The sequence below is a fragment of the Paenibacillus sp. 7523-1 genome (assembly GCF_002276415.1).
Lineage (GTDB): Bacteria > Bacillota > Bacilli > Paenibacillales > Paenibacillaceae > Paenibacillus > Paenibacillus illinoisensis_A.
On record NZ_NPBR01000017.1, the window covers coordinates 81,808 to 104,858 of the forward strand.

At 47.6% G+C, this 23,051-nt stretch carries 23 protein-coding genes; 4 read left to right on the plus strand and 19 right to left on the minus strand.

Annotated features, from left to right (window positions below):
- Nucleotides 1-52: 52 nt before the first annotated feature.
- Complete coding sequence (gene tkt, locus CHH60_RS18905; RefSeq protein ID WP_095360606.1) at nucleotides 53-2,095, minus strand: transketolase; 2,043 nt, start codon at nucleotides 2,093-2,095, stop codon at nucleotides 53-55.
- Between the two features lie 422 nt (nucleotides 2,096-2,517).
- Here tkt and CHH60_RS18910 point away from each other — a divergent pair, with 422 nt between their 5' ends.
- On the plus strand, nucleotides 2,518-3,003 hold the full coding sequence (locus tag CHH60_RS18910) for a hypothetical protein (RefSeq protein ID WP_095360607.1): 486 nt from the start codon (nucleotides 2,518-2,520) through the stop codon (nucleotides 3,001-3,003).
- A gap of 71 nt (nucleotides 3,004-3,074) precedes the next feature.
- Here CHH60_RS18910 and purU read toward each other — a convergent pair whose 3' ends face one another.
- Nucleotides 3,075-3,968: a formyltetrahydrofolate deformylase gene (purU, locus tag CHH60_RS18915; RefSeq protein ID WP_095360608.1), complete on the minus strand. Its 894-nt coding sequence runs from the start codon at nucleotides 3,966-3,968 to the stop codon at nucleotides 3,075-3,077.
- 22 nt (nucleotides 3,969-3,990) lie between these two features.
- The gene (locus tag CHH60_RS18920) at nucleotides 3,991-5,118 is read right to left on the minus strand and encodes a deoxyribonuclease IV (protein ID WP_095360609.1); all 1,128 of its coding nucleotides are present in this window, start codon (nucleotides 5,116-5,118) and stop codon (nucleotides 3,991-3,993) included.
- A 167-nt stretch (nucleotides 5,119-5,285) separates the two neighbouring features.
- On the opposite strand from CHH60_RS18920, the gene CHH60_RS18925 reads away from it, so the two are divergent.
- Nucleotides 5,286-5,756, plus strand: a complete 471-nt coding sequence (locus CHH60_RS18925; protein ID WP_095360610.1) for a DUF2621 domain-containing protein — start codon at nucleotides 5,286-5,288, stop codon at nucleotides 5,754-5,756.
- A 148-nt stretch (nucleotides 5,757-5,904) separates the two neighbouring features.
- Nucleotides 5,905-6,816, plus strand: a complete 912-nt coding sequence (locus tag CHH60_RS18930) for a TIGR01777 family oxidoreductase (RefSeq protein ID WP_095360611.1) — start codon at nucleotides 5,905-5,907, stop codon at nucleotides 6,814-6,816.
- Here the strand turns inward: CHH60_RS18930 and CHH60_RS18935 are convergent.
- From CHH60_RS18935 to CHH60_RS19010, 16 genes are all read right to left on the minus strand, one after another.
- Complete coding sequence (locus tag CHH60_RS18935) at nucleotides 6,805-8,664, minus strand: DUF6382 domain-containing protein (RefSeq protein ID WP_141236968.1); 1,860 nt, start codon at nucleotides 8,662-8,664, stop codon at nucleotides 6,805-6,807. The genes CHH60_RS18930 and CHH60_RS18935 overlap by 12 nt on opposite strands.
- Before the next feature lie 24 nt (nucleotides 8,665-8,688).
- Nucleotides 8,689-9,201, minus strand: coding sequence for an A24 family peptidase (locus tag CHH60_RS18940; RefSeq protein ID WP_095360613.1), 513 nt, complete (start codon nucleotides 9,199-9,201; stop codon nucleotides 8,689-8,691).
- Between the two features lie 19 nt (nucleotides 9,202-9,220).
- Nucleotides 9,221-10,252, minus strand: coding sequence for a TadE/TadG family type IV pilus assembly protein (locus CHH60_RS18945; protein ID WP_095360614.1), 1,032 nt, complete (start codon nucleotides 10,250-10,252; stop codon nucleotides 9,221-9,223).
- 31 nt (nucleotides 10,253-10,283) lie between these two features.
- Entirely contained in the window at nucleotides 10,284-12,512 is a 2,229-nt protein-coding gene (locus CHH60_RS18950; RefSeq protein ID WP_176476122.1) for a hypothetical protein, read from the minus strand.
- Complete coding sequence (locus CHH60_RS18955; protein ID WP_095360616.1) at nucleotides 12,493-13,167, minus strand: TadE/TadG family type IV pilus assembly protein; 675 nt, start codon at nucleotides 13,165-13,167, stop codon at nucleotides 12,493-12,495. The genes CHH60_RS18950 and CHH60_RS18955 overlap by 20 nt, the downstream gene beginning before the upstream one ends.
- The gene (locus CHH60_RS18960; RefSeq protein WP_095289191.1) at nucleotides 13,151-13,339 is read right to left on the minus strand and encodes a Flp1 family type IVb pilin; all 189 of its coding nucleotides are present in this window, start codon (nucleotides 13,337-13,339) and stop codon (nucleotides 13,151-13,153) included. Before CHH60_RS18960 ends, CHH60_RS18955 begins: the two co-directional genes overlap by 17 nt.
- 11 nt (nucleotides 13,340-13,350) lie before the next feature.
- Complete coding sequence (locus tag CHH60_RS18965; RefSeq protein ID WP_095360617.1) at nucleotides 13,351-14,220, minus strand: type II secretion system F family protein; 870 nt, start codon at nucleotides 14,218-14,220, stop codon at nucleotides 13,351-13,353.
- Nucleotides 14,221-14,232: 12 nt separating this feature from the next.
- On the minus strand, nucleotides 14,233-14,994 hold the full coding sequence (locus CHH60_RS18970) for a type II secretion system F family protein (RefSeq protein ID WP_095360618.1): 762 nt from the start codon (nucleotides 14,992-14,994) through the stop codon (nucleotides 14,233-14,235).
- Nucleotides 14,995-15,015: 21 nt separating this feature from the next.
- A complete protein-coding gene (locus CHH60_RS18975) occupies nucleotides 15,016-16,320 on the minus strand; it encodes a CpaF family protein (protein WP_095360848.1) in 1,305 nt (434 codons plus the stop codon).
- Nucleotides 16,320-17,540, minus strand: coding sequence for a nucleotide-binding protein (locus CHH60_RS18980; RefSeq protein WP_141236969.1), 1,221 nt, complete (start codon nucleotides 17,538-17,540; stop codon nucleotides 16,320-16,322). Before CHH60_RS18980 ends, CHH60_RS18975 begins: the two co-directional genes overlap by 1 nt.
- Nucleotides 17,541-17,718: 178 nt before the next feature.
- Nucleotides 17,719-18,102 (minus strand): VOC family protein, encoded by a 384-nt coding sequence (locus CHH60_RS18985; protein WP_095360620.1) that lies wholly within the window; start codon nucleotides 18,100-18,102, stop codon nucleotides 17,719-17,721.
- A 230-nt stretch (nucleotides 18,103-18,332) separates the two neighbouring features.
- Nucleotides 18,333-19,196 (minus strand): DUF6612 family protein, encoded by an 864-nt coding sequence (locus CHH60_RS18990; protein WP_095360621.1) that lies wholly within the window; start codon nucleotides 19,194-19,196, stop codon nucleotides 18,333-18,335.
- Nucleotides 19,197-19,291: 95 nt separating this feature from the next.
- Nucleotides 19,292-19,714, minus strand: coding sequence for a thiol-disulfide oxidoreductase DCC family protein (locus tag CHH60_RS18995; protein ID WP_095360622.1), 423 nt, complete (start codon nucleotides 19,712-19,714; stop codon nucleotides 19,292-19,294).
- 148 nt (nucleotides 19,715-19,862) lie between these two features.
- Nucleotides 19,863-20,141 carry a hypothetical protein gene (locus tag CHH60_RS19000; RefSeq protein ID WP_095289182.1) on the minus strand — a complete coding sequence of 93 codons (279 nt, stop codon included), beginning with the start codon at nucleotides 20,139-20,141 and terminating at the stop codon, nucleotides 19,863-19,865.
- Between the two features lie 150 nt (nucleotides 20,142-20,291).
- Entirely contained in the window at nucleotides 20,292-20,537 is a 246-nt protein-coding gene (locus CHH60_RS19005; protein ID WP_024629326.1) for a zinc ribbon domain-containing protein, read from the minus strand.
- Nucleotides 20,538-20,742: 205 nt separating this feature from the next.
- A complete protein-coding gene (locus CHH60_RS19010; protein WP_095289181.1) occupies nucleotides 20,743-21,162 on the minus strand; it encodes an organic hydroperoxide resistance protein in 420 nt (139 codons plus the stop codon).
- A 431-nt stretch (nucleotides 21,163-21,593) separates the two neighbouring features.
- On the opposite strand from CHH60_RS19010, the gene CHH60_RS19015 reads away from it, so the two are divergent.
- Nucleotides 21,594-22,889 carry an Nramp family divalent metal transporter gene (locus CHH60_RS19015; protein WP_095360849.1) on the plus strand — a complete coding sequence of 432 codons (1,296 nt, stop codon included), beginning with the start codon at nucleotides 21,594-21,596 and terminating at the stop codon, nucleotides 22,887-22,889.
- The last annotated feature ends 162 nt before the right edge of the window (nucleotides 22,890-23,051 follow it).

Below are 23,051 nucleotides of genomic sequence, written 5' to 3' on the forward strand. Positions count from 1 at the left end.
CACGAACAGAACAGATTAGGCTGTTCGATTCGCAGCAGCGTTTTTCAAGCTATTACAGCAATGCTTTTACGCGGCTAACCACGTTATCGACTGTGAAGCCATACTCTTCGATAACACGGTCGCCAGGCGCGGAAGCACCGAATGTGCTGATTCCGAGAATGTCGCCTTGATCGCCAACATATTTCTCCCAGCCCATTGGATAAGCCATTTCAATAGCCAGACGAGCTTTAACATCCGGAAGCAGAACGGATTCTTTGTAAGCTTTGTCCTGTTTCTCGAACAGATCCCAGCTCGGCATGCTGATTACGCGAACTTGGATACCTTGTTCAGCCAGTGCAGCTTGAGCTTTGACAGCCAATTGCACTTCGGAACCTGTAGCGATGATTTGTGCTACTGCTTTGCCGTCTTTTGCATCCGAAACAACATAAGCGCCGCGTTTAACGTTCTCGCGGGAGCCTTCTACTGTTCCTTCCAGGATCGGCAAGTTTTGACGAGTGAGTACGAGTGCTACCGGGTTGTTCTTGTTCTCAAGCGCATAAGCCCAAGCAGCAGATGTCTCGTTACCGTCAGCCGGACGAATAACTGTCAGGTTAGGAATGATACGCAGGGACGCGAGTTGCTCAATTGGCTCGTGTGTAGGACCATCTTCACCAACAGCGATACTGTCGTGAGTCAGAACGTATGTCACAGGCAGACCCATCAGGGAAGCCAGACGAACAGCCGGACGCAGGTAGTCAGTAAATACGAAGAATGTACCACCGAATACTTTCACACCGCTGTGCAGTGCCATACCGTTCATTGCTCCAGCCATACCGAATTCACGGATACCGAAGTAGATGTTGCGGCCAGAGTAATCTTCTGGAGCAAAGTTTGCAATGTTGTTCAGGTGTGTCATTGTGGAGCTTTCCAAGTCAGCAGATCCACCAGTCAGATGAGGCACGTTGTGCGCCAAACCGTTCAGTGCATTACCGGAAGCAACACGAGTGGAAAGAGCTTTGTCTGTTGCAGCATATTTAGGCAGATCGCGGTCCCAACCTTCTGGAAGGTCACCGTTGATTGCTGTTTCGAACTGAGCTGCCAGCTCAGGGAATGCTTTTTTGTACTCGGCGAATTTCTCGTCCCAAGCTTTGTTTGCGGAGATACCACGATCTTTGACTTGAGCAAAGTGATCGCGAACTTCAGCTGGTACGTGGAAATCTTCCTCGTAAACCCATTTGTAAAATTCTTTGGTCAGTTTCGCTTCGTCAGCACCCAGTGGGGAACCGTGAGTACCGCCGTGGCCGCCTTTACCTTGTTTGTTCGGGCTACCATAACCGATAACAGTTTTCACTTCGATCAGTGTAGGACGAAGTGTATCTGCTTGTCCTTCCTGAATTGCTTTTTCGATTGCAGGCAGATCGTTACCATCTTCTACGCGCAGCACTTGCCAGCCATAAGCTTCGAAGCGTTTTGCGATGCTTTCGGAAGAAGACAGGTTCAACTCACCATCAAGCGTGATGTCGTTGGAGTCGAACAGCATGATCAGTTTACCCAGGTGCAGGCGTCCAGCAAGGGAAGCTGCTTCGTGGGATACGCCTTCCATGAGATCACCGTCACCACAGATTGCATAAGTGTAGTGGTCGATTACGTTGAATTTATCCTTGTTGTATGTCGCGCCCAGTTGTGCTTCAGCCATAGCCATACCAACAGCCATTGCAATACCTTGACCCAGTGGGCCAGTCGTTGCGTCAACACCTGCAGTATGTCCAAATTCCGGGTGACCCGGAGTTTTGCTTCCCCATTGGCGGAATTGTTTCAATTCTTCCATAGGAAGATCGTAGCCGCTCAGGTGCAGCAAGCTGTACAGCAACATGGAACCATGTCCTGCAGACAGCACAAAACGGTCCCGGTTAACCCAAGTTGGGTGGTCCGGGTTATGTGTCATCGTTTTTGCAAAAAGTTGGTATCCCATTGGAGCGGAGCCCATAGGCATTCCCGGGTGTCCCGATTTTGCTTTTTCGATTGCATCAATTGCCAGAGTACGTACAGTTGTAATCGACAGGTTGTCGATTGTGTTGTTCTCGTCCTTTTGAATCGCTTCGTTCTTGTCAGTCATGGTTTGTCCTCCTCATGTCTTTAGATAAGTCGGGTGCGCAAGCGAATCCCTCTCATCATACAAGCAAACCGTATATAACAATAAGTGAATCCGCTTGAATGTTTCATTTTGACTTATTCACTTTTGTATTGTATCACTTGGCGTGAAGCTTTTCCATAACCTTCTTTTAGAAGTTCCGGAAAATTCGGTTGTTTGTGGGTGAGATGGGTTTATTCCAGCGCAGAATAAAAGGTGTTCGGTAGAGCATCTAAGCCCATGTCCGGCTTGGCAAGCCTCGCTAATCCATCGGATGAAGTATAACCTTTAACCGGAAAACCATACACTTTTTACAGCTCGAAGTTTTTTTCATAGGGTATCGTTCATGTTTCTGATTCGCAATCTCTACGGCTGTGTTACTCTCAGAAAGAAAGGAGGCTTGCCGCATGTCGCGACCACAAGCTTTGAAGCAAAATTCATCAAATCATTCATTACCCTGGATTGCAGGGACGTTAACAGGCATCATCACCGGGTTGTTTCTTGGTTTTTTTCTTAAAGTGGTTCAGGCTTACACGGGTGAAAAGGTGTATACCCTGCTGCTGAATGTTGATTTTGTGCCCTGGCTTCCGCCCATTTTGCCTGAATGGTTTGAATTTACGCTCCATCTTCTTGTTTCTGTTATCATCGGCCTCTTCTACTTCTGGTGGATTCAACGTTCCGATTACCCTTTGGTTAAAGGCGTTTTGCTCGGTGCGTTCTCTTCCCTGCTATATATTCCGCTCTCTCTGTTATCTGTACGAGTTCCAGGCTTATTGGATTTCAAGGCCATATCGCTTTGGATCATTGGACACCTTCTATTTGGTATCCTCCTTGGTGTCTGCGGACGGATATGGAAACGACAAAAAGGCGATTCCCATTCAGCTCGCAAATAGGAAGTCGCCTTTCTTATCTTAGCCGATTCATATGGTCCCGAATCAACCTTGCACAGTATTAAAGCATCAAGCTAAAATACAACGGTTTTGTTTTCGTGAACCAGAATCCGGTCTTCAACATGCCACTTAACCGCACGTGCAAGTACAACACGCTCAATGGTACGTCCGATCCGTTTCAATTCGGTCACATCATCTCCATGGCTTACACGCTGAACGTCCTGCTCGATAATCGGCCCGCCGTCCAGTTCTTCAGTCACATAATGTGCCGTTGCTCCGATAATTTTAACACCACGATTGTACGCCTGAGCATACGGTTTACCACCCACAAATGCCGGAAGGAAGGAATGGTGGATATTAATAATCCGGTTACGGTAATGTTCGATGAACATTGGAGAGATAATCTGCATATAACGCGCAAGTATAATGACATCAATATCGTTACCGATGACGTCCAGCTGGCGCTGCTCCGCTTCCTTTTTCGTATCAGCCGTTACCGGAATATGATGATAAGGAATGCCGAATGATTCCACGTAATCCTTCATATCCAAGTGGTTGCTTACTACAAGAGCGATATCAGCATCCAGGTCTCCGGCCTGCCATTGCCACAGCAATTCAACCAGACAATGATCTTCCTTGGATACAAAAATAGCCAGTTTCTTCTTGCGGCTAACCGCAGAGAGGGACCAATCCATCTTGAAGCGTTCGGCCACTACCGCAAAATCAGCTTCCAGCTTGGCCAGACTCGCTGTCAGTTCCGGAAGATCGAATTCAATGCGCATGAAAAACATGCCGCCAGACGGGTCCATGGTGTACTGGTCAGACTGAACAATGTTTGCACCATGCTGGTGCAGGAAATGTGATACGGCAGCTACAATCCCTGGACCGTCCGGACAGGAAATAAGCATCCGCGCCCGATCGGCGCGGTTTTTGGAATCAGGACGTGCTTGTTTTGCATGAATCTCCATCGGGCTATTCTTCCTCCTTCAATTAAGCCGTGACCAGCAGTTCTTTTCCTGCAAGCCAGGCGATCAAACGATGATTCAGTTGCTCTTCGTTCAAATGCGGGAACAACGCTGCTTCCGCTACCAGATCATACAACCGCTCCAGCGGTTCACGCGGATCAGCCTTTTTGGCTTTTGCATCATTCTTGAGCAGCGTCCAAACGTCGAGAATATAGGAACGCGAGTCAATCTCTTTCCCTTGGAAGAAGTGCTGCAGCTGCTCCACCTCTGTCAGGAATTCCGGACCACACCGGCCGCTCACATCTCCACGAAGCAATGCAATTTCCACCTCATACATCGGACGTTGTGTCTTGGCTTCCTTCCCGATCCAAGGTGTCTCCAGAATAAATGGACGTCCTTGAAGCGCCTCGTGATGAACGATGCGGTTAATCGCTTCAAAACCAATCCAACCGGAACCAATCGGTGTATGACGGTCCTTGCGTGCACCTACTGCATTCTTACTATCATTAATATGCATTACGGTAATGCGGTCAAGCCCTACCGTGCGATCAAACTGCTCAAGCACACCATCCAGATCATTCACGATATCATAGCCTGCATCATGAATATGGCATGTATCCATACATACAGCGAGACGTTCGTTGTGCGTAACCTTCTCCATGATCTGTGCGATCTCTTCGAAGCTGCGGCCCATTTCGGTCCCTTTTCCAGCCATTGTTTCAAGAGCAATCTTCACATCGGTCTCTTTGACACCGTCGAGCACTTCATTGAGCCCTTCGGCAATTCGTCCAATACCATAATGAGCATCCTTATCCGTGAAGGCTCCGGGATGCAGCACAATATTTTTGACACCAATGGCATGCGTGCGGCGGATTTCTTCCTGAAGGAAGCTTACAGCCAGTTCATACGTGTTTTCTTTGTAGGAACCAAGGTTAATAATGTATGGCGCATGGACAACAATATCTTCCATTCCGCCCTCTTGCATGGCAAGCTTGCCTTCCTCGATATACATGGACTCAATAGGCTTGCGGCGCGTATTCTGCGGTGCACCCGTATATATCATAAACGAACTGGAACCGTACGAGGACGCTTCCTTCGTTGCACTCAATAATCCCTTGTCCGAAAAGGACACGTGGGAGCCGATTTTCAGCATCATTGATCCCCCTTTTTCTGAATTATCCCTTATTCTAACGCGATTATCGAAATAAATCTAGAAATGCGCTATAATTCGGGTTACAGGCTATTTTTTACAGCTAATTTGGAACATGGTGGGCGGAATCCGTCTTTCCGTGAAAATCAATGAACCGAGGTGACTCCGCAATGATTTTCGGCTCCTATGCTATGACGTTAGTCAGCAGTTCCCCCAGCAATTGGTTTATGAATACGATCGCATTCTGGACATTTCTTTTGCTTGGCAGCATGTGTATCGGTGGATTTTTTATGATGCGCAAGTTTTTGAAAGTGCTCCCAAAAGCGGACGGCAAATCTAAACTGGATTGGCAAAATTATTGGGTCGAAACAAGCCGCCACCTGTGGACGGATGAGGCCAAGGCTTTTCTGGATCAACTCGTAGAGCCCGTTCCCGGTCCGTTTCGCGATATCGCCAAACATTCGATTGCAGCAGAGATTGGTAAAATTGCTGTTGAAAACAAGGCAACCGAGGTGTCCCGAGATCACTGCATCAAAGGATACATTATAGCCACACCGAAGCGTGATAATAAGTTTTTGGTCAAATTTTTGGAGAAAAACCAAATTGATTACTCGCCTTATAAACATCTCATGAATAAATAAAAGAAGTTTCCATTGTGGACGGAATCGCATACTCATCTCCAACACACGAGCTCCATCAGGTAAGTCATTCGCAGAAAGGCATTACTTACCGCCGGGGCTGTTTGTTGATCCGCCATATATGAAATTCACAATACAGGAGGGCTGAAGCATGAAAATTGCCATATGTGGAGGAACAGGATTTGTGGGAGGTGCACTTGTGGATTACTGGCTGCAAGCAGGTCATCAGGTTCAGATTATCACGCGCAAACTGCCTGATCTTCATGATCCCGGTGAACGCCTTACATATATATCTTGGGAACAGCTTGAAGAAAGACCTCATCTACTGGAAGGATTGGATGCTCTGGTGAATCTTGCCGGGGAAACGCTGAATCAGCGCTGGACGACCAAGGCCAAGCTGGAAATTGTAGAATCGAGGGTAACTACGGTATCCAAGGTAGCCCGGCTTCTGGATAAACTTGAACATAAACCGGAGGTTGTCGTGCAGGCATCCGCCATGGCTATATACGGAACCTCTCCATCGGAGACATTTGATGAAAGTTCCCCGCAAAAATCAATGAACTTTCCGTCCCGGGTTGCCGAACAATGGGAGATTGCTGCAGATGCCATCCAGGATGTGAGACTGGTCAAAATTCGTGTCAGCCTCGTACTTGGTCATAAAAGAGGTGCCTTTCCGTTAATGAAGCTGCCATATATGCTTGGTGTAGGCGGCAAAATTGGCAGCGGCAAACAGTGGACGACCTGGATACACATATTGGATATTGTAAGGCTTATTGATTTTTCGATACATAATAAGGAAATCTCGGGTCCGGTGAATGCATCCGCTCCGAATCCCGTAACCAATGACGAGTTTGGACGTACAGTTGGCAAGGTTTATCATCGTCCACACTGGTTCCCGGTCCCCGGTTTCCTGATTAAAGCAGTGGTCGGAGAACTCTCTGTCGTATTGCTTCAGGGGCAGCGTGTTATTCCGCAGAAGGCGCTGGATCACGGGTTTCAATTCACCTTTCCAACCTTAACCGATGCCCTGGAAGATTTGAAGCATCGTGGATTATCCGACTGAACGGTAGGTATAGACGGATTCTGCCAGCATGAAGGTGTCCCCGTCTTCCAGTGGATATTCTTTATAGGGTGCAAGAGGTTTACCCTGCAGTAAGGTGCCATTCACAGAACCCAGATCCTTAATGACATAGCCCGATTTGTTCCGGCTCAACTCCACATGAGCACGGGACACACCGGTTGTTGAATCCACCCATTGAACCATCTCTGCCGATCGGCCGATAACAAAAGAAGCTCCCTGCACATCCATCCGCTCATTCCGGTTACTTGCCCCTAATCGGCGTTCCAGATAAAAGGATGGAGTTACTGGACCGACGCCCTTTGCTGCTTCCCCAGTCATACTTTGCAGATTTACTGTTGCCTCCGTTCCAGATTCAGTCCGAATCAGCCCAGACGTTGGTGCAGTAATATGATCGAACTGTTGTTGGATCATGGGTGATGATTCTGATTCTGGCTCTGGTTCTGGTTCTGATTCTGGTTCGGTATGTAATCGTTGAAAGCGCGAATTCAGAGTTTTACTGGCAATACTGGCATACCCCTGTGCAGGTGGGTCATTGTCAGTCTTCGGCTCTGAATTGTTCCAGCGCCAGCTCTCCTGATATAACTCCTCTGATTCTTCTTCATTTTTAGTTCGCTTATGACCTAATTTGAGAAATGAAGCTTGATCACTCCTTCTGAGCCCTGCCGCTTTGGATATGCCGAATTTCCCTTTGCTAATCCAGGCCCAGCAAGCAACCGCAAGTAAGACAACACTTAGAACGATGGATATTATCATAGGTGTCTGCCCGGGCTGCTCCATATAAGCGAATCTCCATACCAAGGCTATACCGACCATGCAAATAAGAACAATATACGTCACTTTCGACGTTCCAGTCGTTTGTTCCATTTCCATATTCTCATCAAATGTAGTTTCGTTAGGTTTGTTCACCGCTGGATCGGTTCTGTCTGTAAAAGGAGACGAGCCTTCTCTGGAAGGACGTGTGCTCAGGAAGTTTGGACTAAACCTGTTACTGTTCGACCCTTCCTGCTCCAATACTCGATCCGGCTGTTGACGTGAACCGGAGTACGTTTCAGCCCGCATTTTGTCTTGGTCAGACTTCGATCGGGCATGTTGCCTATGTAAACGTGGCAATTGTGCAAACTCAGGTTCAGATTCAACATAGGCAGAACGTTCGTTCATAGTCCCATTCTCTCTAGGTTCGTTCACACGGGAAGACAAAAATGTTGAGCTACCGGGCCCTGCTTGTTCATCCGCGTAGAGTTCCAGTAACAATTCCCGCAGCTGTCCAACATCCCACCGTTCGTCATCACATAGCTGCAGAACCCGCTGAATGCCTTCACCCTGTAACTCCTGCACATGAGCCATCAGTCGGATAACCAGTTCACGAAATTGTCCCGGAGTCGGATCCACAACTACTGATTCCTGAATCGGTATATAAATCATGCCCAGCTCCCCTTGTTCCAGTGAACCTTTTACAAATATGCTCTCTTCCTGCAGCATCAGCTTACGGGGTTCGAGCATGTATTGACGGCATTCCGTGAAGGTGTCTGCGAGTTGAAACAATAGACCGTACAGCACACGCAGTTTAATTTTGCCTGCCTTTAAGAACTGGGATAACATTTTATACCCGGAAATATCATATTGAAGAGTAACATTGCGATCCATCTCACGAATGTGGAGCGGAAGCAGGCGAGGAATATCATTGGAGGACATCATCCCCGTCTGTACACGGCTTAATTCGTCCATTCGTAATCCTTCGGCTTTTTCCAGAACCATAAATGCTCCGCCGTTTCTTATAAAATCTTTCGTTAATCCATACATGCCAATCCTCTCTTTCCGGTGTAAATTCAACTTCAACTTTCTTCCTGTATCGATCTATGAAACCATATAAACATAGGCACTGATAAAGCCTGGCAATACAGCCAGCATGAACGGGAACTTCAGCGTTTTCTCCTTGCTGACCAACTTGAGTGAACCGAGCATGAAGAAGCCTGCAAGACCACCGGCCATGTTACGAATTCGTTTGGCTGAATCCCTCCGGAACAACAGAATAATTAAGCCGATTGCCCCGGCATATAGAACGGAATATACAACAACGTGAATTCCAAAAGAAATGCCCGTCCATGCTCCAATCCCGCCAAACAGTTTTACATCTCCAGCTCCTACTGCTCCAATCGCGTACATCACCAACAAAATGCCAAAACAGGCTGCAAACCCCGCGGCAGAGAAGATCAAGCCTTCCCATCCATCCCATATCCCATGGGCCAGCACACCCAGAGCGGTTACAGGCAACGTCAGCAGATTTGGAATTTTCATGGACCGCACATCGGTTACAAAGGCAATCACCACGTATAGGCCACAGGCTGCAATGAACCATTCCACCCCCATCACTCCTCTATCCATATCACTATTTTCTTGATGCTACATTAAACTCCGTTGTTGTCTTGCTGCCATCCGCAGTTTCCACTACAAATGTCCAGGTCCCTTCCGTCGTACGAGTACCTACAAACCAGTTCCACTCAATCACGCCATTCTCATCCGCTGTAGCCCAGCCAATATGTTTCGCTGTACTTTCTCCCGACTTATAAAATATGGTTAGGTTTGCAGTGGCCCCTGGTTCCACCTGAACCTTGATTGTTGCATTATTCCCTATGTAGGCAGGCTCTGGCTTGGATAACACGGTTATTGAACCTGCAGCGTCTCCATCGCCCTCATTACTATTAGAACCTTCTCCCGTATCTCCGATCCATACGCGCTCAGCGGCAGCAGCCTGAATCCGTAATGGTTTGCCGAGGAAAGGCACTTTAATCGGCAGTTCATAACTGAGCTCCAGCCTGAAATACGGATTCGTTTTGTTCTTGAGATCCGGCACAGATATCCCGTTAACATGTACACGATCCATATCCAGCAATACAGGATCTATAAAAGGTTGAAGCAAGGGTTTTACAGCTGGATCAAGTACAGTCTCGATAACCGAAGTCTTAATCTCCTGCAAAGGCTGCTCCCCACTGGCTGCAGCCGCACGCACCCAATTACTTAATGGATCCGGCAGAGACGAAGCATACTCTTCAGCCCATTCCGTTAGTGACAACTCTGGTATGCTCCAGCCTCTTCCCTTCTCTCCACCACCAGCGGAATCCGTTGGAGTGAAGACAAGAGAAACCGGATAAATCTTGGTGGAGAGCTGCTTTACGGCTTCACCCGCTGTGCTTTGCAGAGCTGTCGAGATCAGTGTCATTTGTACGATGTAGACAAGGAACATGACAAAGAACAGAAACACAGGCAGAACGAGCGAAGCTTCCAATACGATGCTTCCCTGTTCCTTTTTCGAAGAGCTTGTCTGCATCGGCAGAGATTTCAATTGTTCCAGTTTGCGCAACCGTGTTATTCGAAGCAGCCATCGCGCATATTCTTTTTGATCTAGCTCCTGCTTCTCCATAATCCCTCCACCTGAAAAGGTACTGCTTGATTCAATAGGAATAATCCGTCCTCCGGTCTATGAATAATCGCCCATCTTCAACCTGGTCTGCATTCCCCATAACTGCACCTATACTTTTGATCACCCCTGGCAAAAACCATAACTTCACACTGCTGCGTATGTTCCCTGATGCATACGTTTGTTTTTCATCGGGATTAACGCCTGTATTCAGCCGAATCAATGCCAGCATTCTGGACATTTTACGTTCATTGTTACTGTGCATTAAAAGGAATAGTCTTAGATGGTCCCTGTATGTAAGCTTAACTTTGATATATTTGGACAACTCCACATTGCCCTCTTTGGAGAGCTTCACCATATCCGCTATGGCGTGGGTAATCCCGTATAAAATTGCAGCCGATAACACCAGAAGGGGATTACCGAGTTTACTGTTCTCAATTAATCCTTCTGCGGTTCGAATCGCCAAACGCATACCAAATATTTCTGCATATGCAGCCGCAATGTTGCCTGAAGGATTGTGAAACCCGTAAATGATATATTCCAGCTCCTGATTCTCCAATTTGAAGACCTCACTCGTATCCCCGCTCCCTTCAGTCCAATCGAGCAGCTGTCCAAAATCCATCGAATTGAAATAAGCGAGTGCGTATTCATTCTGGAATAATTCATCCCCTAGACTATCCAGCAGGCCAGACATCCCGCCAAATAAACTGTCCATTCCATTCATGGCGTCACCGCCTGAATCGTAAGGATCGCCTGCAATTTCCGCCATTTTGGCCTCCTCCCGGCTTGCCTGGTTAAATGCAATGTTGGCATTATAATATCGCTCCAACTGCTTGAATGCTTCCGTTGATCCGGAATGTCCATTTTCAATCTGTGACAATATGCGCTTTATGTCCTTTAATTTTGCCTTGGACTCCTTGTCGTTGGCCTTGCGCTGTGCATCAGATCCCCGACCTTCCTCAAGCAGCTGTTTGCTCTGAAGAATGACATTGGAGGCACCACTTCGTACATAAGAGTCCATGTATCGTTCTGTGACCTGACTTGCCTGTCTTACAGCAGGCTTAACAGGCACACCGCTCTGACCCGTCACATTGCGAAGCTGTGTATTCAGGTCAAGGCTGTCTTTTCTAACCTGATTAAAGTCTGAGGTTTGGGAGCGGATATGTTCTTTTAACTTATCAAACAATGCATCGGCTCTCACCAACTCAGAGGCAAGTGAACGTGTATCTTTGGCTTCGCTGCCTGATCCGGTAGATGGTGGACTCTGCCCAGGAAGGTTTGAATTCCCGACTTTTTCATAACTCGCATTCTGCGAACGGCTCTCCCCTTCAGCGATAACCCGCTTCATTTCCTCGTTAAGATTACGTGCTTCATCAATTAGAGTCTGGGCTGCCTCAAGTTTCGTCTGATGCGCCTGTTGTGCCAGCTGCAGAACCATACTTATGCCGGTAGCCACATTACCAACACCTGTCCGGTAACGAGCCAGCTCCAGAATATACTGCTGCTGGTTAAATGGTAGTCCTTCGTCTGCTTGTTTCTTGCTTAGATAATCCGTATAACGTGCTGCGATCTCGGCAGCAGTCTCCGGCGTTTCTTCCATCATTTCATCGTAAATGGCAGGTGAGGGAGGGCTCATGATCAGAACAGGGAGATCTTTCAATGTATTGGCTGAATCGGTCTGATTGGCTATCGCCTCATCCAGCAAATCCTCACGCTTGTCATATAGCTTCTGTAATTTCTTGAGCAAGTCTACGGTATGCGCGGCTTCTTTCATTTCCTCCGACATTGGCTTGAAGCGATTGACCACCTCTAACGTAAAATCAACCGGAGCCCGATATTTCATGTCCTCCTGAATCTGGCGATTGAAAATATCATACCTGCCCAATTCCCGTTCCATGCTCAGGGTGCTTGTATCCCACTGTATATCCAGAATGGGGAAACCGTCCTTCACAGCCGATGGCTTCACACTATCATTCAGTACCTTAGCCATAATGGCTTCACCACTGCTGTCTCCGTAACCAAACAACCCATATTCCCGGAGTGACGTGTCGTATGCAGACATCACCGATCTTAACGCTGCATGAGCCATGCGTTCTGACTGAACTTTGAAGGCGGCTATCCGGGCATAATCAATAAATACGGCGACAAACATATAGATTCCCGCCAGGATTAAGATCAAGAACAGGGTCACAGCACCTGATTCACCGTCTTTTTTTCTGAACAGCGCTGCTCTCCTCCTCTCTCTACTTTTTGGATTTTCCAAAATGCTGCAGGACCTGTCCTGCTTCAGCTGCTGTACCGGTTGCCTCGCCGCCTTTCCCTTTGAATTTGGCAGCATAATAACGGACCAGATCCACCGTTCGGATAAATTCCGCCGGCTCGACAACCGCTGATGAACCTTGCGTCAGAACACGGTTACCCGAATCAAACAAAAAAGAAGGAAGAGGCAAAGAAATAACCTGCTCCAGCCTGGTCGTAACTTTTCGCTGTATCAAGGAGTTCTGATACTCGATTGTTCCACGCATCCCACCCGGCATGTTCTGAACGGCTTGGGATAACTTCTGTTCAGTCAGACTCCCGCCTTCACTAGCAGGCACGGGAACACTAATCTGATTATCCGCACCAGCCCAGCCAAACAGTGCTCCGAGCAATCGGTCATCCGTCAATCTCCAGTAAAGATTATCATGTTCGCCTGCCGCTACTTCACCTGTCATGGCCTGCTTGTGACTGTTATCCCAACTGTAGGCGGCTCGTTCCGATGCTGCATAGGCATGCTGGTTTAAAAAGGTTTTTTGATACATATACATCGTGAAAAACAAAATTAACACGAGAATAAACAGCACCACCGGGAAGACCAGGGAAGCCTCGATCGTGAAGCTTCCCTCTTCCCTTTTGAATCGTTTACTCAAAAAATTCATCACTCTTCTTGCTAACTTGACCCAGTAAACGAGTTACCAAGGTTTTAATTTGGTCTTTAAAAATCAATGCGATAATAATGATGACACCAATAATCAGAATCAGCTCCAGCGTACCCAGACCGTCCTCTTCGTTCCAAAATGTACTTGCTTTGCTTTTCAATATTTCCTGCATTTCCATTCCTCCTACATATTCATCATCATAAAAGCAGGTGCTCCGATCATAACCACAATCGTAAAAAAGATCAGAACCATCGGAAACACCAGTTTGGAAGATGCCTGTTCTCCCTTTGCCCGACTGACCGCCTTGCGTTTCTCCCACAACACATGGGACAGATCCCGCAGCGCGAGTACAAAGTCACCTCCCCCACGGCGGAAATTCAGCAGGACTGTCGTCGTAAAAATCGTAACTTCCTGCACACCACAGCGGCGGCTGAACTGTTCAAACGACTGTTGAAAAGAATACCCGTTATTCCAATCACCGACCGTCTTCCGCAGCTCGTTGTAGAGCGGATGTTCTCGCTCTCCCTGACTTGCAACACAGTGAACGATAGCTCTTTGTACGGTTTCCCCTGCCCCAACAAGCAGCACAATCCGATTTAATAACTCGGGCAGCTCCATAAGAATATCCTGGTCTCTTCGCTGTACCTTGGTATGAAGATCTTTATAGAGTGCAAAAGGCAGTGCAACCGCGAGGGCAAGCCCGCCTAACAGACCTCCATTTCCGATATCGCCAACGAGTGATAACAGACAGCCCACAAGCAGCATCAGCCAGGCATACGTCAGCATTTCAGCACTATAGAGCATCGTTTTCTCTCCGCTATGCTGTATGCCGTGCATTTTCTGGATGGCATGCTGCATGCGGTACATCAGCACAGGCAATCTTCGGCCTACCTCATATCTGTCCAGCAAAAACAGAAAGGGTCCATGCAGTTTTTGCAGACGCAAGCCTTCCATATGAAGTTTGCGCAGATGGCGGTAGGTTTGTCCTCGCGTTCGATCCAGCACCAGCCACCCTGCTCCGAGCACCCCTCCGAATATGACGGGAAGCAGCATCGAATCAGCTCCTTATACTTTGATATCCATAATGCGTGTAATCCACAGATAACAGCAGGCGAGCAATACCAAAGCCACGCTGGAGATCAGATATCCCATACCGCTATACAGTGGTTCCATGAAATCCTTGGCCGTCAAATTCAAAAAAACAAGAAAAATAAAAGGCGCGGCAAACATCGCCTTGGACTCAAACCTTTTCTGTGCCACAGCGACCATGATATCCTGCTGGATGTCCAGTTTCTCACCAATCACAGCAGAGGTTCGGCGAACCACTTCGACCAGGTCTCCACCCGTCCGCTTGCACGTGATGAATACGTCTGCAAAATTCGTTATATCCTCGATGCCAGCACGGTCAGAAAAGTCCTGCAGCGCCTCCTCAATCGGTTGACCGTATTCCATTCTTGTCCGCAAAATAGTGAACTCCCGAATGAGATCGGTATCCGCTTCAGGATTGAGCATCCGCAGATCTTCTACCGATTCCTTAAATCCATTTTCCACGGATTTCCCCGCAGCCAGTGCGGAGGATAACGCATATAACGCTTGTTTAAAATGTAAACTCAGTGTCATTCTTCTTCGTTCCAGCAGTACCTTTGTCCAGTGTTTTGGCACCCATATGCATCCCGCAGCCAGTATCACCCCTGCCAGCCAGTGGTGATAGAACAAAATACCGACACCAAAAAATAGCAGTCCACTAATCAACATGCAGACGGTTCGTTGTCTACTGGATAGCGTGTATACGGTATAATCTGTTAACACCTGCCTGGACTCACCCAACCTAATCACCTTCTAATCGCTTCAATTTACCTTGTTATCCGAATCTTCTAATTCCTTATGGTACCGACCTATGTATTCACTCAGCCACTCTCCAAGCCCGGCCATTTGGATTTTCTCAATCTGCTTCAACTTTCCGACTTGTACCAACCCTCCAATGATCCTGCCTTCCCTTTCATCCCGCTCCTGGAAACGAAAGAGCGGGTTCAGCAGTACTTCCCCGTTCTTCATGCCAATGACTTCACTGATTTCCGTCACTCGTCTTGAACGATCTCTCAGCCGTGATAGATGAACGAAGATATCAATTGCCGAGCTGATCTGCTGCCGCACAACCGAAATAGGAAGCTCTGCCCCGCTGAGTACCATTGTCTCCAATCTGCTGATCATGTCCGAGATGTTATTGGCATGCCCTGTAGACAATGATCCGTCATGACCGGTATTCATGGCCTGCAGCATATCAAGCGCCTCTGCCCCACGCACCTCTCCGATTACAATCCGGTTGGGTCTCATCCGTAGTGAAGACTTGATCAGATCCCGGATGGAGATTTCACCCTTGCCCTCGGTATTGGCGTTCCGCGTCTCCAGTGACACCAGATTCGGCACCGTGACAATTTGCAGCTCGGCGGAATCTTCAATCGTAATAATCCGTTCATCCGGAGGAATAAACTGTGATAATGCATTCAGAAAGGTTGTTTTCCCTGACCCGGTTCCGCCCCCGATGAAGATATTGAATTTGCTGCGCACCAACTGCTGCAGCAGCTCTGCCGCTTCCTCATGCAAGGCACCTTTTCCAATCAGGTCCGACATGGTCATCGGTTCACTTGGGAACTTGCGAATCGTCATGGTAGGACCTTTAAGCGCAATCGGCGGCAGCACAATATTGACCCGCGAACCGTCCTTGAGCCGCGCATCCACAATGGGGGAGGACTCATTCACGATCCGGTTCACCCCGGAGACGATCATCTGGATAATATCCTCCAGCCGTTCTCTCGATTCGAATTCGAGCTGAATTTGGCTAACTTCCCCTTCCTGCTCGACAAAGATCTCCCGGTGACTATTAATCATAATCTCCGTAATGTCCGGATGATCCACCAGGGGTTGAAGAATGTCCAACCCGCGAAACGAATCAAACAGCCTCTGCACCAGCGCATGTCGTTCTCCAGATGTCAGGTCATCCAGTTCCGGATCAGATAACACCTTGCGCTCAATCCCCTGCCACAGTTCCTTGTCCCCCGCTGAAGACGTTAAGTCAAGGCCTGCCCTGACTTCGCGGCGCATGTTCTGGAATTGTTCTTCACGGTCCAAAACTCTATGGGATGGTTCACTCATCATGCCCACCCATCTCCCTTATGGATGCGACCCGTCTGCTTCAGATCTTCCTCTCCGTCCTGTACAAGCATGGCACACAGCCTTTTTACCTCACGCTGAAATATGGGAGAGCTTAGCAGCACTTCCTCCTGGTGAAGCTGCTTCCAGGAAGGGATATAAGGCAGCACGGCATCCAGCTGCAGCTCAGGTCGTGGAACGGCATTGACTACGCTGTCTCGGTATTTGTTTACCACAAAGCGGGCACGATCCAGTACACGTTCAAACAAGTCAGGCTCAGTCCGCTCTGCATGCGCCAGCCATTGGCCCCACCGGTGCATGGCAGACAGGTCATCTTCAACCAGCCATATCAAGGCGTCTGCCGCTTTCAACATGCCTCGACTGCGTTCGTCCCAGCCGGAGTCTCCATCCAGAATCAACACGTCATATTGCCCAGAAGCAGACAAATAATGAACGAGCCCCATCGTATCATCACACGACATCTGCAGCAGTTCCTTCCGGTTGGATAATGGCCAGAACACGTCTGCCTTCAATCCATCATGACGAAGCACGTAACCATCTATGCCCTTGGAGGGAGCCTGTGTAGTCACCTGCCCGTGCTTGCCCGATTCCTTCCTCCCGACCTTGAGATCATACAGCAGTCGCGACAGCCCCGTTTCGGCATCGGGAACACGCTGTACACTTCGGGATAATCCCTTCTCAAGGAACGGCAGCACGCTATCCAGCGTCTCCAGATTAAGATAGAGCACGGCGTAGCCTGCCAGTCCGAGCTGCTTTGCCATATGCAGTGCCACTGCTGTCTTGCCACTTCCTCCCGAAGCTGACACCACTCCAATGGAAAGGGTTTGCTGTCCTGGGCGGTGTACCTTTTTGCGACGAGGCTGCCGACTTGCATTCAGAACGGTATCCAACAATGCAGGCAGAGGTTGATATTTCATTAAGCGCTTGTCTTCCTCCACCTCCTCATGACCTTCACTGAGAAGCAGCCAAGGCACACCCGGACTCTCACCCATACGTTCCAGCCAGGGATTCAGAAACTCAGGTTCGGCAATAACCAGATCCGGCAGTTCCTGTCCTTCATGTTCATGCATATACTCCTGAAAGGATTCCCACTGTGAAAAAGCGGTAAATCGCATTGCTGCACCAAATGAACTCCCCTGAACAAAATCAAGCCAGGCACTTACATACTCCTTGTCTTTTGAAGCAAGTACCGCCTTCAGCACGATCAATTTCTCCTCCCTCCCTGTAGAAAAGCACAAAAAAAACACCGACCATGATCCGCATGTATTATGCAAGATTATGGACGGTGCTTCCGTCACGTGCTATGAATGTATGGATAATATAGCATACAATTTCTGGACGAGCAAGAGATTTATACAATTAACAATCTGATTTCCACTCTCAAGAATGATAAGGTGCATCAAATTCAATAATGTTACGATCCGGGTCAAGAACGAAGATCTGTGCGAACCCTGCAACACTATCCGGTCTGGCTTCATACTCAATTCCCTGCTGTTCCAGCCAGGCTATCGTTTCGTTGTGGCTTTTCACCCAGATGGCAAAGTGCCCATCCGTCGTATCAATTCCCGCCTCACGCAGCGTATGTCCTTGCGGATGCTGGAGCAGATGCAGCTGCTGACTGCCAATTGCGTACCATGTGCCTGTAGAGCGGAAAGGCGGACGTTCAATCTCCTGCATGCCTAGCAGTCCGGTATAAAATTGTTTGGCAACATCCAGATCACGCACAGCCAGGCTAACATGATGTATATGAGCATATTCAATCATCGCATAATTCTCCTTCCAAGTAATATGATATCAATATAAGTTAATCGCTTACACGACTATACTATACCTTCGTGCTTCCTGACCAGTTGTTGAAAAGAGAAAAAACACCCTCGATCCAAGCGGGCATCCTCTCTGGCACGCCTACTTGAGTCAAAGGTGTTTTCAAAAATAAGCCACGTTACATGGATTTAAAAGGGATGCTTACCCTTTTATCAAGCTCGAATCTCTCTCTATTTCGCGCTATCCAATGCTTCTTGTGGAATCTCAATCTCTTCTACCTGGTTATGGTTGGAGAAGGTGCTTGTCATCTTCATGTCCATGGTGATTTTCTGGCCTTCCTGCTCCATCTCCATCACCATATTCACGTCGGTACCAACAGGAAGATACGTCTCCTTGTTCACCATATATTTCATTTGCATACTTGTAATATTCATCTGTTCAAGCATCGCTTGTGTCTGGGCGTCAGTTCCATTCTGCTCCATGACGGATTGAGCCAATTCCTTCACGTTATCACCCGATACGTCTGCGGTAATGACATAATTGTCGCCCTCTTCGGTGATCTTGGTATCTTCCGCAATTTTATTGAATTGGTCCAATTCTTCTTCAGGGTTCAGGCTTGATTGCATTTGCTCAATCAGCTGCTTCGTTTGATCGTCAGGAATTTTAACCCATTGATCTCCCACCTGCGAATAGATGGCATCAGAAGTAATGTACTGCTTCACGTTTTGTGCTTCCTGCCCGGACATTTCCATGTTCATCTCTTGATAGATCATCATCGGATCCTTGATGATGTCCATCTTCATTGTTGTTTTTACCTGCTGATCCTGTGACTGTTCGCCAGCCTCCAGCTTCAAATTCTGATCAATGGTTGCATCACTCGAGAAGCTTTTCAATTCCTTGGCTGCTTCATTCGTTTTGGTAATCAATTCTTCCAGTGTAGGGATCTGTTGTTCCTGCTCTGCAGGTGTATTGCCCTCGTTTGTCGCTTCGTTGCCAGCCGGCGGCGTTGCAGTGCTGTTATCCGCATCGTCACCGCATGCTGTCAGGCTTACTGCCAATAATGCCCCGATAATGAATGTCGTCCATTTCTTCAACTGTTTGTCCTCCCAAAATAGATGTGATCCGTATTCATTACCCAAATGTTTCCTTTATTAATCATGTTTGTGGTACATGCGTTCTCTAGTACGATTTACAAAAATCGATTCTTGATCTCAGGTGTCGGCAGCATACACGCTTCGTCCTTGCCAAACCACCGGTAACGATTACGAGCCACCCAGTTATATACGGCATTACGAATGAATTTGGGCACAATAATAAAGACATATAATAATGGATACGGAAATTTTAGACCTTTGGCCAGCCGCAGTGCTGCTGTCGAACGTGTATAGTAATGGCCATTTTCGATAAGTACAAATGTATCCATGCTGTCTGTAGACAGATTTCCTTTCTTCAGCAAGTCCTTGGCTACATCGGATTGGAGCGATGCAAAATGATATTTCCCTTCCGGATCACGTTTGATAATCCATTTGGTTAATCCTTGGCAAAAGTGGCAAACCCCGTCCACGAGTACAATCGGGTGTCCCTCATGCTCATCCGCTCGAATTGATGTCATAATTGAAGCCTCCTCATTTATGCTGTTAGATTAACTTACCCACTTTTCACCTTCACGTTCGCTGTCCACTAAATTTATACTACTCAAAAGGAATTGAATAGAAAAAGAGCGCAGGCTCTAAAGCCTACGCTCGTATCTGTTGGGGCAATTACTCAGCAATTGCCTTTTCCATCCACTCATCTTCAATCATTTGTTGGTGCAGGTCTCCTGCCCATTGGTCCATGCATTTGCAAATGAAATCTTTGCGGCATACTGGACAAGGCGTTTTCTGCAGACGGCTGATAGCTGTCATCTTCCATTCCGGAGATTTGGAGTAGAATACGCGGCACTGTGTGCCATCTACCAGCTTCATCGTAAATTCATACAATCCGTCATTTTCGTTTTTGCTGGCTACTTGCAATTTTGCAATACGTGGTCTATAAGACATGGATATCACCTGTCAATTCAAATTTGTTTCCTGCATGACTTTTCTCAGTACTAAGTCATATTAAAGAAATTTTAGTTCGATGTCAACTCAGGGAGCACGAACCTCCCAGCTTATTTTGAATGGATTCCATACCCACCAAGTTATGCCACACTATCCGCCGAACAAAATATCCAATATTGTGCCTACCTGACCCTGCTTTTTGCCTTTCAGTACATCGGGGTCGAATACTTCCACATAACCGCATGAGGAACAGGCTACGAACAAATAGTGGTTATGCTGAATATCGAACATTTTGCTAAGACCAGCCCCGGACATTGAGACTTCCTTGATGTTGCAATCCGTTCCCCGACATTTCGTACATACAAACCTTCGCTCAATCATCTCTTCAATACTCATTTGCATTCCCCCTTTTTCAGATGCCTGGCATGAAGCAAGAGTATAATTATGTAAAAGAGTACGCGATCTGACCTGCAATCTCCTGCATGTCTTCTGATTTTAAAATACAAAGCCCTGCCGTTTGCCAGCAGGGCTTGTACCGAACAACAGGTATCCATGATAGCCTGCTTAATATATCTCTCCCTTTACTCCAGCGAGTATCGGTTTATACCACGTTCAGTACGACATCAATGTTGCCACGAGTCGCTTTGGAATACGGGCAAAAATCATGAGCCTTGCGAGCCAGATCCTCTGCCTGACTGTGATCCACACCCGGCATGCTTACATCCAGTCGGACCGACAACTGGAATCCGTCATCCGCAGGGTCTTTTCCAATGGATACATTACTTGTTACCGTCACATCTTCCAGTTTAACGCCTGCTTTACGCGCCACGTTGGCAAGAGCACTTTCGTAACATGCACCGTAGCCTGCTGCAAAGAGCTGCTCAGGGTTCGTACCTTCACCGCCGGATCCACCCAGTTCTTTTGGCATTTTCAGATCATGTTTAAGGACTCCATCCGATGAAGTTACCGAACCTGTACGTCCACCTTTGACTGTCGCAGTTGCTGTATATAAAGCTTCCATTAGAATCTCTCCTTTTTCTCCAATATTTTTGCTGCCTACAATTCAATTTAAACTTCTGGCTTAATTTGAAACGGTTTTGGGTTACTTCATCAGCTTCTGCATCTTTGTCATTTTCATGCATCCATCCCGCCATCTGCATAACGCGATTTATGATATAAGTTAAATTTTCTGAAGTTGGGTAATATACTAAGGATCTGTAACCTCATCCGCTTCTCATTTTGTCCATCTACATAAAAGTTGCACTAGACAAAAATTATTGAATGAGTACAATGTAAGTAACGACATATATTTTCAGACATATAAAAGTGAATGACCCCGGTCTTCATCATAAGGAAAATCAATACGATTATTATTAAAAAGTCAGGTGAACATGTATGAGTAAAAAAAATCCATTCAATTCTCCTTCGGCTGAGCAATTAGCCGCAGCAGGCATGGCTCCCTCCCTCGGGGAAGCACACAGCTCCATGAAAGTTCCGAAAAACGCCGTCTGGTGGAAAAAATTCCTCGCCTTTGTCGGCCCCGGTTATCTGGTGGCTGTCGGCTATATGGACCCGGGTAACTGGGCAACAGATATTGCCGGCGGTTCCAAGTTCGGTTATACGCTATTATCCGTTATTTTAATCTCAAACCTTATGGCCGTCGTATTACAGTCCCTTGCAGGTAAGCTTGGTATTGTAACCGGACGCGATCTGGCCCAAGCTTGCCGCGAACGGTTCAGTATGCCGGTTGTCATTATGCTCTGGGCTCTGTGCGAACTGGCCATTGCTGCTACAGATTTGGCTGAGGTCATCGGTTCAGCCATCGCACTGAAGCTCCTGTTCAACATCCCGATGTTATACGGCGTCATTATTACGGCTGTGGATGTTCTGATTATCCTTTTGCTGCAAAATAAAGGCTTCCGCGCCCTGGAAACACTGGTCATCGTGCTGATGGCAACCATCGCCCTCTGCTTCGGGATTGACCTGTTTCTTGCCAAACCGGATATGGGCGGGGTACTCACCGGCTTTGTACCAAGTGCCGAGATACTACAGAATCCAGCGATGCTGTATATTGCCATCGGAATCATTGGAGCAACGGTTATGCCGCACAATCTGTACCTGCATTCATCCATCGTGCAGACCCGGCAGATCGAACAGACAACTCAGGGGAAAAGAGAAGCCATTCGTTACTCCACTATGGATTCAACGATCGCTTTGACCCTGGCCCTGTTTATCAACGCTGCCATACTCATTGTGTCAGCCGCTGTATTTCACAGCGCAGGCATGACACAGGTCGCTGAGATTGCAGATGCTTATCACTTGCTCACACCTCTGCTGGGCACAACCATTGCAAGTATCCTGTTTGGTGTCGCTCTGCTGGCCTCAGGTCAGAACTCTACGCTTACAGGTACACTGTCCGGACAGATTGTCATGGAAGGTTTCCTGAACATTCGGATTCCGGCTTGGCTCCGCCGGCTCGTGACCCGATTAATTGCGATCATCCCTGCCGTTATTGTGACGGCTATCGCCGGCGAACATGGAACGGAAGAATTGCTGATTTTGAGCCAGGTGATTCTATCCTTGCAGCTGCCTTTTGCCGTTATTCCACTTGTGATGTTTACGAGTGACAAAAAAAGCATGGGCGCATTCGCCAACAAACTGTGGCTCAAAGTCGTCTCTTGGATCATCGCTGCTGTGATTGTGGTTCTGAACGTTTATCTGATTATCCAAACCATCATGCTGTTTTAATCTATATAGCGCTAAAACCGTTTCCCTCTTACTATAGATTTATAAAAAAAGGCTGATCCCTCATCAAGAATATACTTGAGGGGATCAGCCTTTTAGCTTGCCGTACACTTGCCTTGTCCAGTATTTAATGACGCGAAGGTCATCTCTTTTTAATTTTATCCG